Annotated in this window: 15 protein-coding genes and 1 tRNA gene; 11 read left to right on the top strand and 5 right to left on the bottom strand. The window is 35.1% G+C overall.

The features are described 5' to 3' along the window. The first annotated feature begins 125 nt into the window (after positions 1-125). The 3 genes from E5D58_RS10170 to E5D58_RS10160 all read left to right on the top strand — a co-directional run bounded on the left by E5D58_RS10170 (position 126) and on the right by E5D58_RS10160 (position 2,810). On the top strand, positions 126-779 hold the full coding sequence (locus E5D58_RS10170; protein ID WP_136481747.1) for an outer membrane beta-barrel protein: 654 nt from the start codon (positions 126-128) through the stop codon (positions 777-779). 186 nt (positions 780-965) lie between these two features. Next, complete coding sequence (locus tag E5D58_RS10165) at positions 966-1,937, top strand: DUF481 domain-containing protein (RefSeq protein WP_136481746.1); 972 nt, start codon at positions 966-968, stop codon at positions 1,935-1,937. Between the two features lie 78 nt (positions 1,938-2,015). Beyond that, complete coding sequence (locus tag E5D58_RS10160; RefSeq protein ID WP_136481745.1) at positions 2,016-2,810, top strand: hypothetical protein; 795 nt, start codon at positions 2,016-2,018, stop codon at positions 2,808-2,810. Positions 2,811-2,839: 29 nt separating this feature from the next. On the opposite strand, the gene E5D58_RS10155 is transcribed toward E5D58_RS10160, so the two are convergent. Continuing rightward, positions 2,840-3,784 (bottom strand): helix-turn-helix domain-containing protein, encoded by a 945-nt coding sequence (locus tag E5D58_RS10155; protein WP_136481744.1) that lies wholly within the window; start codon positions 3,782-3,784, stop codon positions 2,840-2,842. Between the two features lie 108 nt (positions 3,785-3,892). On the opposite strand from E5D58_RS10155, the gene E5D58_RS10150 reads away from it, so the two are divergent. From E5D58_RS10150 to E5D58_RS10115, 8 genes are all read left to right on the top strand, one after another. Beyond that, positions 3,893-5,518: a sulfatase-like hydrolase/transferase gene (locus tag E5D58_RS10150; RefSeq protein WP_136481743.1), complete on the top strand. Its 1,626-nt coding sequence runs from the start codon at positions 3,893-3,895 to the stop codon at positions 5,516-5,518. An 83-nt stretch (positions 5,519-5,601) separates the two neighbouring features. Then, on the top strand, positions 5,602-6,726 hold the full coding sequence (locus E5D58_RS10145; protein ID WP_136481742.1) for an ABC transporter substrate-binding protein: 1,125 nt from the start codon (positions 5,602-5,604) through the stop codon (positions 6,724-6,726). A 17-nt stretch (positions 6,727-6,743) separates the two neighbouring features. Then, entirely contained in the window at positions 6,744-7,508 is a 765-nt protein-coding gene (locus tag E5D58_RS10140; RefSeq protein ID WP_136481741.1) for a hypothetical protein, read from the top strand. 18 nt (positions 7,509-7,526) lie between these two features. Next, positions 7,527-8,384 (top strand): transporter family protein, encoded by an 858-nt coding sequence (locus E5D58_RS10135; protein ID WP_136481740.1) that lies wholly within the window; start codon positions 7,527-7,529, stop codon positions 8,382-8,384. A 17-nt stretch (positions 8,385-8,401) separates the two neighbouring features. Further along, positions 8,402-8,956: a porin family protein gene (locus tag E5D58_RS10130; protein ID WP_136481739.1), complete on the top strand. Its 555-nt coding sequence runs from the start codon at positions 8,402-8,404 to the stop codon at positions 8,954-8,956. A gap of 18 nt (positions 8,957-8,974) precedes the next feature. After that, positions 8,975-9,781 (top strand): hypothetical protein, encoded by an 807-nt coding sequence (locus E5D58_RS10125; protein ID WP_205660314.1) that lies wholly within the window; start codon positions 8,975-8,977, stop codon positions 9,779-9,781. Positions 9,782-9,849: 68 nt separating this feature from the next. Beyond that, complete coding sequence (locus E5D58_RS10120; RefSeq protein WP_136481738.1) at positions 9,850-10,335, top strand: nuclear transport factor 2 family protein; 486 nt, start codon at positions 9,850-9,852, stop codon at positions 10,333-10,335. Positions 10,336-10,351: 16 nt separating this feature from the next. Beyond that, positions 10,352-10,846 carry a glycine zipper domain-containing protein gene (locus E5D58_RS10115; RefSeq protein WP_205660313.1) on the top strand — a complete coding sequence of 165 codons (495 nt, stop codon included), beginning with the start codon at positions 10,352-10,354 and terminating at the stop codon, positions 10,844-10,846. A 107-nt stretch (positions 10,847-10,953) separates the two neighbouring features. Here the strand turns inward: E5D58_RS10115 and E5D58_RS10110 are convergent, their stop codons facing one another. The 4 genes from E5D58_RS10110 to E5D58_RS10095 form a co-directional block, all read right to left on the bottom strand. Further along, on the bottom strand, positions 10,954-12,153 hold the full coding sequence (locus tag E5D58_RS10110) for a serine hydrolase domain-containing protein (RefSeq protein WP_136481737.1): 1,200 nt from the start codon (positions 12,151-12,153) through the stop codon (positions 10,954-10,956). A gap of 154 nt (positions 12,154-12,307) precedes the next feature. Beyond that, positions 12,308-12,380, bottom strand: a tRNA-Met gene (locus tag E5D58_RS10105). A 59-nt stretch (positions 12,381-12,439) separates the two neighbouring features. Beyond that, complete coding sequence (locus E5D58_RS10100) at positions 12,440-12,622, bottom strand: CPXCG motif-containing cysteine-rich protein (RefSeq protein WP_136481736.1); 183 nt, start codon at positions 12,620-12,622, stop codon at positions 12,440-12,442. 75 nt (positions 12,623-12,697) lie between these two features. Beyond that, the gene (locus E5D58_RS10095) at positions 12,698-13,519 is read right to left on the bottom strand and encodes a Two component regulator three Y domain protein (RefSeq protein WP_136481735.1); all 822 of its coding nucleotides are present in this window, start codon (positions 13,517-13,519) and stop codon (positions 12,698-12,700) included. Positions 13,520-13,581 lie beyond the last annotated feature (62 nt).

The following is a 13,581-nucleotide window of genomic DNA, read 5'->3' as shown; positions in this document are numbered from 1 at the left end:
AGCCACAAGTATATATTTTTTAGAGAAAAATGCAACCTTCCAACCTATGAAATTATAATTATTACTAAATTGCATGAAACATATCTTAATATTCAAACTAACATTAACGATTTGAAAAAAAAATTATGACTAGAAAAATTACATTTACAAAAACCTATGCTGCTTCATTTTTGATGTTGATAGCTTTTATATTCTCAACAAGCGGTAATGCTCAAACAGTTGAAATCATTCCGTCCTATGGTTATCAATTTGGTGCTAAAGCAAGCTACGGAGCAAATTACTTAAAGTTAAAAGATGGTGGCCAATGGGGTGTTTCTGTAGGGTTTGAAACCTTTGATGACACCATGGTTGAAGTGTCCTACATCAGGCAGGATTCTGAAATTAGACTCCGAGATATTATTTACAGCCCAGTTGAAGAACGACTTACCGATGTGGCTGGAGACTGGATTATGGTTGGAGGTTCCAAATACTTCCCTAACGGAAATATTAGACCATTTGTTGGTGGTGCGTTGGGCGTTGTTATTGTTTCTCCAAAAAACGAAAATAGAGATGCTTTCCCGAACATCCCATCTTACGGTAGCGATACCAATTTTGCCTTTTCCTTTAAAGGAGGGGTAAATATTATGTTCTCTGAACATGTTGGTATTAACCTGCAAGGTAATTTATTATTCCCTGTTAATTGGGGCGGTTTTTATGTTGGTACCGGTGGTGGCGGTGTAAGCGTTTCAAGTACTATGGTAATTGGTGGTGTTAGTGGCGGCTTAGTGTTTAGGATTTAATTCTTTAAACTAGATTTAGAAGTACAAGATGATTTGTAAAGCTATAACAAGTCATCTTGTTTTAAGAATTAAGCGTCTTTTATAAGTAAAGGTTCAAGTATTTAATTGGGTATATTTCATTTCATAGTATCCTTATTTTTTAAACAAGCCAGATTAACTTGGTTACTGCTCCTATTTATTCCCTGGATGGGATTTTCACAAAATGACAGCATTCAGTTAAGAGATCAAACCGTTATAAAAGGGGAAATAAAAAGTTTAGCGAAAGGCGTCCTAATTATAAAAACTAGTTTTAGTGATTCCGATTTTCAAGTGAAATTTGGGCGCGTAAAAAGGCTACACATAGAACGAAAATGTCTCGTTATATTAACTCAAAATAGACGCAGATACGGTCATGTAAATTCTGAAGAAGAAGGTTTTTTTACAATGACTTTTACTGACGGCCAAATAGAACGATACCGAATTAATGAAATCATTTCGCTAGACGAAATCTATGATAAATTCTGGAATCGTTTTAAGGGATCATTCGATTTAGGGTTTAACCTAACCAAAGCGAATAACTTTAATCAACTAACCCTAGGCACCGAATTAAGTTACATAGACAAGAATTCGGTTATAAATGGTACACTCGATGCCTTAAATTCGAAACAAGATAACACAGAAGACCTAAGCAGAACCGATGCGAAATTAGAGTTTTTTAGATTGTTTATGAGGTACTGGTATCTTATGGGTACCGTTTCTTTTTTAAGTAACACCGAGCAAGCACTTGATGCTAGGGTTAGCCCCAGTTTAGGGGCCGGTCGGTTTTTAGTAAGTACCAATCAATTATATCTGGGCGTCAGTTTAGGGCTTACTTATAATATTGAGAACTATGTTGATACCTCGCTAGATAAGACCTCTACAGAAGCCTTTATATTTACCAACTTCAATATTTTTGATATGAAGGATTTTGATTTACTCAGTAACTTAAATATGTATCCTAGTTTATCTGAAAGAGGCCGTTTTAGAACAGATTTTAATGTAACCAGTAAGTACAAGATTATTAATGACTTTTATGTAAAAATAGGGCTTACTATTAACTATGATAACCAACCTGCTGTTCAGGGTAATGAAATAGATTATAATTTTACTAGCGGGATAGGCTGGAAATTTAATAAATAACGATTCAAGATTTAAACTTATTATTAATGGCATTTTTAGAGTTTAAAATAGCCCATCCGCTCAAATAAAAACGCATATATGGTTTCAAAAAATAAAAAAAGACTAAACTTCATATATCCTTGTGGTTGGATCAGATTATCAGTGCTTACTACCATATTTTTGCTAAACTGCCATATCCTTTTTAGTCAAAACGAACCTATTAAAGAAACTGTTAGCATCCCTGAACCCCTTATGTTCGATTTGGTAAGAGGCTTAGGGGCCAAACAAGGAGAATTAGAGATAAACGCTTTAGCAGATTTCCCTTTAAACAAGGCAAAGAGCCGAGGCGTAGAATGGGCACCAGAAATAGAATATGCGCTCTTTAATAATTTTGCCGTTGAATTGGAATTCCCGTTTAAAAACTTTGAATTAGAAGCTTACAAAATGGCTATCCAGTGGACTATTGGAAGCTCTAAAAACCACAAATTTATTCATGGTATTCAAGTGATGGGTGAAGCCTACATCCATGAGGATATCCTTGAACTTAACTTTCTTTATGTGCCAGCCTACAGGTTTAACAACATTTGGAGTTGTATTGGTTTGTTTGGTGTCATGTTAGAATCTGGTGCTGACGCTGCAAAGAAAAAGCACACCATTATATTAAATGCTTCTGTCTTTACCGATCTTAACAAACATACCGTTGTTGGATTGGAAATAAATAATTCAGACCCTACCTTTCAAAGCATTGATAATAATGACATGGAATTACTCGTTTTACCGCAAGCCCATTATGAATTTGAGAGTGGTTTAGCATTTCAATTTGGGCTTGGTCCTAAATTCTATGAAAATCAGGTGGATGCTTCCGCTGTTTTAAGAATCATTAAAACTTTTTAAGTCAAGACAGTGTTGCAAAACAACTAAAATTAAAGTATATTTTTCTTAAGCGTCTCTGAGGGCAATTCTCCAAAAAATGTTTTGTAGTCTTTATATAATTGCCCCATATGCCAAAACCCGCTATCTCTTGAAATACTAGCAATGGAAGCCTTACTTTTTTGTTCATGCAACCGAACATGCAAATGATTCAGTTTCAAAAATTTCATATACTCCTTGGGTCCCATTTCAAATCGTTCCCTAAAGGCATAAAGTAGCGTTCTCTCGCTAACATTCAAATATGAAGCCAATCTATTTACTGTGATGGGTTCGGTAATATTCTCAAAAATATATGCCTCGGCTTTTTTTAATAATGTTAAGCGTTTAAAACTACTCACGATATCATTACTAATTCTATAATGGGTTATTAGTTCCAAAAGCTTTAATGTAAAAACTTCCAGATAATCATCCTTAGACTTTAAATCCTGTTCTATTAAACGACGATTAATTTCTGATAAAATAGACGCTCTTAGTTCTTGCCATAACGGGTGTTCACCACTTATTAAACTAATAGTTTTTAAAACATTATAGCTATCCAATTGGCTTTCACGTTTTGCAATTTCAAACAAATAGGCATCCGGAATTGAGATGGTCATCACCTCAAAGCCAGCATCGCTTACTGCATTTATTTCTGACCCTGGCGCATAAATTATTACCGAACTAGGATAAACCTTATAGTTTCTCCAATATAGTTTAACGGCATTCACAAATGCAAAAGACCATATTCCCTTTGGAGAAAACCCTTCTTGTTTTACTTTTCTATTAAACTTTCCATAACCTAACTGAAAATCTTTTGAAATAAACTGTTTCAAATCTACACTAAAAACGCCTGGCTCTAATTGCAAAAATTGTAAATCCCATTGCCTTACTATATTAACAAAATGGAATAATGTAATACCTGACAAAGAAAAAACAGTAGGTTTAGGTTCTTGAATCATTTTCCAAAGTTGCGGTTTTTTGATATAAATAGAAAATATTTCATTCTAAATTTGTTAGAATCATTAATTAATTAATCAAAAACACCTAATTTAATTTCAAAAAAAATTATGAAAAAATTAAACATTACATTGTCCTTGTGTTTTATGCTGTGTATATTTTTATTTTCCAATGCACAAAACATTATTCATGATGCTGAACAAGACATCCTTTTAGAACAATACGGCGTGCAATGGGCAGAACAAGACAAAGACATTGACAAGAAGTTAAAGGCCTTAGAAAAGAAATTTGGTAAAAAACCGAACATTGTCCATATTATGTGGGATGATAACAGTTTTGGAGAAGTTGGTATTGAGGCCTTCAATAAGATTAGAGGGTTCGATACTCCACGCTTGAATAAAATGGGTAAAGATGGCATCGTATTTACACGTATGTATACCGAACCATCTTGTACACCAACGCGTGCGGCTGCATTAACAGGAAGACTAGCTGTTAGAAGTGGAATGCACACGGTAGCTTTCCCTCCTGAAGGATCTGGTTTACCTGCTGAAGAAGTAACCATAGCAGAAATTTTATCGGAAGTAGGGTATAGTACTGCTTTTTATGCAAAAGCACATCAAGGTGATATTGAAGAAAGTTATATGCACAACCAAGGGTTTGATGAAGCTCAATTCTCATTATACAATCAGTTTCCACCTATTTTCTGGCACGCTGATGGTGAAGCTGCAAGTATGACAATTGGATATACAAAAGAACGTCAAGAAAAGAAATATTTAGTTGATCAGACATGGCGTCCTCATGGATATATTATGGATATCGAAGGAAAAAAAGGAGAGAAAGCACGTGAAACATTACCTCCAACATTAGATAACTATCGTGAAGTTAACAGACAACATCAGGCTAAAACACTGGATTTTATTAGACGTAAGGCTAATGATGACAAACCTTTTTATCTAGCGTATTGGCCAAACCTCTATGATCTTAATAAGAGAGGTCAAGAAATTACAACAAGTAACAGTACCTTATTTGCTCAAAACATAGAACTCCTTGATGAATACGTTGGACAAATACTTGACGAATTAAAAGCACAAGGAATAGCAGAAAACACTTTAGTTATTGCCATGGCAGATAATGGTCCTATGGCTGAAGTACCGAATGCAATGTATCAAAATGTATTTAATGGTGGTAAAGGAGATTATCGTGAAGGAGGAATTCGTGTGGCTGCTTTTGCCCAATGGGATGGTGTAATTGAGCCAGGTACTTATGTTGGTGATATGATTACGGTGCACGATTTATTTACCACATTTGCAAGATTAGGTGGTGGAATGGATAAGATTCCTACCGATCGTATTATTGATGGTATTGATCAGACTGCTGTTTTCTTATATGGTGATGGTCAAAGTAGAAGAGATTATTACCATGTTTATACTGGAACATATCACGCGGCTACTATAAAGCAACAATATAAAAGAGTATGGATTGGTGGTCGTCCAGGATTGGTAAAAAACGATTTCTATGATTTATATGCAGACCCTCGTGAAATGAGAGGTATGATGGCTCAATTTTTATGGGCTTGGGGACCTTTCGATATGATGAAAAAACGTCACGATGCCATGAATGAAAAATACCCATTTTATAGACGCTTTGGTGTTCCATTTGAAGGCATTGAAAATTTAAGACCGGAAAGTAAGGTTTATCAAGAAACTGTGCGCAAAACAATGAATACAGGAAAATAAATAGATTCGTTTTTAAAACACAAAAAAACAGCTATTGCAGACACTCCTGTAATAGCTGTTTTTATAAAATTATTTTCTTGATTATGAAAACAAAAAACATATTTTTAATCACCATTGCTTTCCTAACACTTCAATTATTTACTGGGTGCGATAAAAGCAAAGAAATCAAAGAAGAAAAAACAACTACGGAATCCTATAAGGAGCTTATAAAACTAAAAGTCGCAGGTTACGACCTAGATCGTTTAGAGGGAATTGTTAATGGAAAAATAAAAATTGAAGGCTGTGAGGTTGAGTTTCATAAAATTGGTATTGGTGATGCTAATACTGCAGCATTTAGTGGAACAGGAACTTACGATGTAACAGAAATTGGTCTAAACCCCTATATGCTAGCTTATGCTAATGACAATTTTAGAGATTATACGCTTATTCCAGTTTTTCCTATTAGAGTATTTAGACATAAAAGTATATTTATACATAGCGATAGAGGAATAAATAACCCTGAGGATTTAAAAGGTAGAAAAATAGGAACACCTGGTTATTCTTCAACATCATTAACTTGGATCAGAGGCATGCTACAAGACGAATACGGCGTTAGTCCCAATGATATTGATTGGGTGCTGTCGAATAAAGATTCCTCAGCAGATACTGCAGGGAAAATTTCAAAAGAAGAGCAAGTGGTTCCTGAAGGTATAACCGCCAGATATGGTACTGCCGGAAAAGATGAATCTGAATTACTCTTATCTGGCGAAGTTGATGCCTTATTTCATGCCGCAGAACCTAATGCATTTGTAAAAGGCAACCCAAAGGTAAAAAGACTGTTTGCCGATGCGCGTGCTACCGAAAGAGCCTATTTTAAAAAAACAGGCATCTTTCCTATTATGCATGCCGTAGCTATTAAAACAGCATTGATTAAAAAACACCCATGGTTACCTAAAGCCGTTTTTGAAGCCTATTCCAAAGCAAAAACGCAGCATTATATAAAATTAAAAAAAGTAGGGTGGGCCTATTCATCATTACCTTGGTTTGCTCAAGAATTTGAAGAAACCAGAAAACTAATGGGTGATAATTTCTGGCCCTATGGTATTGAAGCTAATAGAAAAGCTTTAGAAACATTATTTAGATATTCTTATGAACAAGGATTAAGTAGTAAACACCTAACTATTAATGAATTGTTTGAAGCTTCAACGCTTACTTTAAAAGAAAACTAATTAATAAAACATAAATAATGATTGTAGGAATAATAGCTTTAATTACTGCCTTGTTCTTTGGAGGACCTGGTGAGATATTTTACGTGGATGATCTAGAAAAAGGGATTAAGAAAAATATTCTTGACAAAGAAAGAAAAAAAGAAATACTTGCCGATTTTAAAATTACCAAAGAAGTTATCAAGGATTATGAAAAACAAAGAAAAAAAGATTTCAAGGTATTTAAGAATATTTACAGTAGTTTTAATACAACTAATACAGATTTAGAATCTTTTTTTAATAATCTACTAGCAGCCAGAAATAAGTATCAAAATACAATTATTGATAAACGGATTTTAATATTCGAAAAAATAGAGGATCAAGAATGGAGTAACATTTTAGAATCCTCAATAACTGCTTCACAAAAAAGAATCGAGAAACTTGAAAAAAAAGCATCAAAAGGTAAAGATCGTTTTGAAAAGACTAAAGCTAGTGTAAATAACTCGAACATTTCCAAAGATCAAAAAGACCTAATTCAAGAGGGGCTCGAAGAAGTTGGTTATACCGCAGCGCAACTAGAAAAAACATTATTGTCTATTAACCCAAATAGTGACAAAATTCTTGCTAATAAACACTCAAAAAAAGATAAATTATTAGAACTGGTTAAAAAAGATTCGCAGACAAGAAGTGAGTTCATAAATGCTGTAATTAATTTTCATCAAATCGTGAAGAACAATAGCAATGAAGATGGTTTTAACGATATCATCAAGGCTTTTTTAAAAGAGGTCAACATGAGCTCGAAATAAACTATTTTACACAAAAAAATGAAGAAATCACTGATATTAAACCTGAATATAGCCTTAGGGTTAATGCTGTTTTTGTCATTTCATGGTTTTTCTCAGAGTGAGTCTTTAAGTAAAGACGACTTAGCCAAACTAAACCGTGAATTGGATAACCCTTTAGCTAAGTATTGGTCACTTGTCTTTCAAGAAAATTTATCAGTTAATAATGGAGATTTAGTTGAAAATGGTGTGATATCAAACACCGTATTCTTTCAACCTGCTTTGCCAATACCCTTTGGAAACAACCTGGTTTTTACAGCACGCCCCGTTTTTCCTTTAGTAACACAACCTAATTTTTCCACAGACCCAAGCGGCAGCAAAAAAATAACGGGATTTGGAGATATACAAATGGCCGCTTTAATAGGGCCAGGTAACGCCAGTGGATGGGTTTGGGGCGTTGGCGCAACCTTTGTGTTCCCCACAGCCTCCAACTTTAACCTAGGACAAGGCAAATATCAAATAGGCCCTACAGCAATGATTTTTCACTTAGGAGAAAAATGGAATAAAGGTGTTTTTATCCAACATTGGTGGTCTTACGCTGGTCATGAAGACCGGAGTGAAGTTGTTACTACAGACATTCAATATGTTATTAGAAAAAACTTAAAGAAAGCCTCTATTGGAATGGGACCCTCTATACGCATAGACTGGACAAAAGGATTTAAAGACGGTATAACAATACCCATAGGCCTTGGCTATACCCAAACCGTACTTATGGGGAAAACACCTGTAAAAATGAGGCTTGAACCTCAATACAGTATTGTAAGACCAGATAACTATGGCAATGTCTGGAATGTTAGGTTACAAATCGCGCCAATTATTAAGAGCCCTTTTTTAGACTAAAAAGTTTATCAATACCAATGAAAAAAAATCTTCATTTAGTAATAATCTCAGCACTATTCATAATCAATAATATAGGTTATGGTCAAAACAATCATGAAGATGGTCATCACAGTTTTAAACATCTTAGAATTGCCGCGCTATTAGGTCATGCCTTTAGTCCGGAAGCCAAAACAGAAACTTCTAGTTTCCTGCTCATTCCAACATTAGGCTTAGATGTCCAATACTGGTTTAATCACAAATGGGGTGTAGCCCTTAAAAACGATATTGAATTTGCCGAGTATCTGGTTGAAAACAAATCTGAAAATAATGGCCCATTGATAGAAAGAAACTACCCCTTCATTTTGGCTCTTCCCGTTTTGTTCAGTCCTTGGGACCGAACACACTTCACTTTTATTTTAGGACCGGGCATAGAGTTTTCGCCAAAGCAAAACTTTGTTGTCTTTAGAGTTGGAGCAGGTTCAGAATTTGAATTAGGTAACCACTGGGATTTTGCTCCAGAACTTATATACGATTTAAAAAATGGACATATAAATGTACTTACCTTTGCATTGGGTATAGGTAAACGTTTTTAACCTCTTAACAACTAACTTATGAAAACAAAACTACTTGCAATAAGCATACTTTTTTTAGGGTCTTCAATACTAATGGCTCAAGACAACAAAAACGCAGAACTTTCCGAAGAAGCCAAACTCGCTAAGGCTACGCAAAATCCACTGGCCGCTATGTATAGCCTTCCTTTTCAAAACAATACCACATTTCATGTTGGACCTGCTGAACGTACGCACAACGTATTAAACATACAACCTGTTATTCCCATAAGTTTAACCGAAGGTATCAATTTAATAAACAGAGTGATTATTCCTATTATTACCCAACCTTATGGGAACAATGGCACGAGCTCGTCAACAGGTTTGGGAGATGTAAACTATACAGCATGGTTATCGCCCACAAAAGCATCAAAAATCACTTGGGGTATTGGACCTGCATTTCAAATCCCGACGGCATCTAAAGATATTTACGGTAGTGGAGAATTTGGCATTGGCCCCTCTGCAGTAGCACTTACAACTGATGGTCCTTGGGTAGCTGGTTTTGTTATCAATAATATTTGGACCTTCGGTGATGTTAAGGAGAATAAGTTTCTATTTCAGTATTTTGTAAACTACAATTTACCTAAGGCTTGGTATGTGGTATCTGCGCCCATTTTAACAGCGAACTGGAATGCTGCTAGTGACCAACAATGGATAGTCCCTTTTGGTGCAGGAGCCGGAAAGGTTTTTAAACTTGGAAAGCAACCCATTAATATTAATGCCCAAGTATACAATAACGTAGTAAGACCCGATGGATGGGGAAACTGGCAAGCTAGAATTCAAGTACAATTGCTGTTTCCAAAAAAATAAGATCTGTACAAACAAAAGCGTCTTTTTTATATATTAGCTAGTGACGACATAATTAAAAAATAAATCATATGAAAAAGTCGATATTAATACTATTTATTCTATCAATTTTTATTGTTGGATGTGATGATACTGCAAAAAACAGGAAAGCAAATCTTGATTTAGTTGAAAAATATGTTCAATCTGTTGAAGATTTAGACTACGGCGTTATGGAATCAATCCTAGATGACAGTTACGTTGGTTATGGCCCTTCAATTAACGACTCTATAAATAAGGAAGATGCTATAGCAAACTGGAAAGATAACGTCGAGTACTTGTATGAGAGTATCAAATACGAGAAATCTAGAAATGCAACAGTTATAGTAGATTCAGGAGAGAATGAGGGAGAATGGGTTTCAAACTGGGCGCAGTTAAATATTAAATATATAGCCAATCAAGGTGAGGTAACTATTTGGGCCAATACCATTTATCAAATTAAGAATGGTAAGATTACAAAAAGTTACTCGTTCTACAATGAGGCCGATGCCTTAGAACAATTAGACTTTACAATGAAATAATTAAAAAAATGAAAAAATGAAAAAAGTAAATTTCCTTCTCTTCATTCTTGTTACAATATGTACTTTCAATATAATTAATTCTCAAAGTATAGCTAAAAGTTTGGGCATGTATGTTTTTCCTAGCAACGATCAAGATCAAGCTACCCAAGACGCCGATGAATCTGCTTGCTACAAATGGGCCATACAACAAACAGGTTATGATCCACTTAACCCGCCAGAAATTGTTGCCGATCAAGTTGACAGCTCTCCAGATGGTGCCGCAGTAAGAGGTGCTGCTGTTGGAGCTGCCGGAGGTGCTGCCATTGGAGCCATTGCAGGAGATGCTGGGGATGGAGCAGCTATAGGAGCTATTGTAGGAGGCGTAAGAGGACGACGTGCTAAAAGATCCCAGGATGCCCAGCAACAAGAGGCGAATAATCAGGCAGCCAAAGCTAAATCGCAAGAGTTAGAGAACGATTACAAAAAGGCTTTTTCAGTTTGTATGGAAGGTAAAGGATATACGATTAAATAGCCTTTCTGAAATAGAATGAAACGTTAAACTATATCTACTTGAACTCTGGCAAGGAGGTGGTTACTAAAACACCCATAAGTTTTGAAGACCATCAAACCCTCCTGTTATTACGAATCCAAGGCCATGTGCTCAGCGACTATACCTTTAATTGTTTTACTAAGCGCTTTAATAGCTTTATAGCCTGTGTGTTCTAAAACAACAACCACCAAGTCTTCATCTATGTATTGTGTAAGTCCTGTACTAAAGCCATTCCATTTACCATGATGATAAATACTGTTTTGCTCTTTAGTATCAATTCTAAACCCAAAGCCATACGGTATTTTTCTCCCGTTAATAGTTTCCCCTTGGGCATACATTAGCTCCAATGATTCCTTTGAAAGCAGTTTTCCCTCATTTAAAGACACTGTCCACTTAAATAAATCTTCCGTTGTGGAATACACATTCTTGTCCCCTACAATAGCATCATTTACCGTATTATTGATTGGTAAATGCCTCCATCCCTTGTAAAGTCTATATCCTTTTAATTGATTTTTTTTAATACTATCATTTTCAAAACTATATACATAAGAATTGTTCATCTGTAACGGATCGAAAATATTAGTCTTTACAAACTTGCTAAAAGACATTCCTGAAACTTCTTCAACAATCGAAGCAAGTACCATGTAGTTTGTATTAGAATAATCAAACTTATATCCTGGTTTATAAAACCGCTGCACCTTACTTGACTCTAGTAGTGCCATCATTTCTTTATTTCTTGGCGCATGTTCTTCATGCCACTTATGCTCGGCCACCCAAAAGTATTTAGGCAAACCTGCTGTATGATTCAAGAGATTTTCAATAGTCACCCCGTGATATGGAAAATTAGGGAAATAATCATTTACCGAATCGGTTAACTTGATTTGATTGCGCTCATGCAATAACATAATCGCAGCAGCGGTAAACTGCTTACTAACAGAAGCTAATTGGAATGCAGACTCTTTATTTAAGGTGGTTTTTTTCTGAAAATTGGCAAAACCTATTTGGTTGTTATAAACGACTTTACCTTTCTTCGATACCAAAACGGCGCCATGAAAATCATGCCTTTTGTTAATTCGCTTAAGCAATGAATCTAACTTGTTTCGAACTTCTTTTGAAGCTTCTTCTGGATACGCTTCAATGGAGAATGGCTGCTCTTCAATTATCTCATCATCCGAATTTACCTCGGCCACGACTGGCTCCTTTTCCGAACTTGATGAAATGGCCGTAAACAAAAAAGTGCATGAAACAACTAATAAAAAAACAAATATTTCTCGTGTATATCTTTTCAACTAGGGTAACCGAAATTTGCGCCTAAAGTAAGAAGCATTTTAATTTTTTCAAAATATAACGTACAAGAACCGCCTTATTCAATCTTATGATTATTTGATGATGTCTAAATTATAAAAAAATAAAGCCTCTCAAATTATTGAAAGGCTTTCCTAGTAGCGGGAACTGGACTCGAACCAGTGACCTTCGGGTTATGAGCCCGACGAGCTACCTACTGCTCTATCCCGCGATATTGGACTGCAAATATACAATCCTTTTTAAATCCTACAAGAATAAACTTTAAAAAAATTATTGCTCAATGCTATCGGCTTGAAAAGCGTCTAATTCTGAATTTACAAACGCTACTTGTATTTGAATAGGATGGCAACATACTTCGCAATCTTCAACATATTGTTGGAGAGGTACAGAGGTATCCAACAACATAGAAATAGTTTCCCAGCAATAAGGACATATAAAATAATGTTCCATCATATGGCCTATGAATATACAAAAAAAGCCATCAAATTACGATGGCTTCTAACTAACTAATAATTCTATATGAAATAACTATTCTTCTTCAATATCTACAGTTGCTGCTGCGCTTTCAATATTTAGGCTACCATTAAGCGGTTCTTGACCAGAAATAGTCGTGTAGTCGGTGCTTAAATTATTGTCGCTCACCATAATGGTGTTTAGCTTGGTTAATCTTGAAAATTCTAAAGGCAATACACCCGTTAACTGATTGGTTGATAGCAATAGCTCTTCTAAATTAGAACAAAATGCTATTTCAGCAGGAATTTCTCCCTGAAGCTTATTATCCATAAGACTTAATTTTTCAAGCTTGGTTAAGGCTCCAATTTTATTAGAAATGGTTCCAGACAGATAATTACTGCCAAGCAACAACTCCTTGAGCTCGGTTAAGTCCATGATACTTTCAGGAATTTCGCCAGTTAATTTATTACTGTATAACTTTAGCGATTCCAACTTTTTTAAGGCTCCAAATTCCGAAGGAATATGTCCCTCAAAACCATTCATAAATAATTCTAACGTTCTTAATTCACTAAGTTTAGAGATACTCTTAGGAAGTTCACCTCCTATTTTGTTAAAGCCTAAATTTATTTTTTTCAAATAAACTAAATCACCTATTTCGTTAGGTAAATGCCCTTGTAGATTGTTAAATTCTAGATTGATTTCAACAACTTTATTATTTTCAAGCTTTACACCATGCCACTTTGTTATGGGATCTTTCATATCCCAAGATACATTCCATTGATCTCCCTTAGTGGCTATATACAGAGCCTCCAATGCACTTTTCTCCTTTGGAGAAACATCGGCAAACACATAACTGGTCATGAAAAGGTATACAAAAATTAGTTTCAAAAATTTCATTTTTAGTCGAATTTGGGATTAACTTTCCTACGAATTACGACCAAACATAGATTAAAAACTAT

The organism is Cognatitamlana onchidii (assembly GCF_004804355.1).
Lineage (GTDB): Bacteria > Bacteroidota > Bacteroidia > Flavobacteriales > Flavobacteriaceae > Cognatitamlana > Cognatitamlana onchidii.
This window is presented reverse-complemented; position numbering and strand designations above follow the sequence as displayed.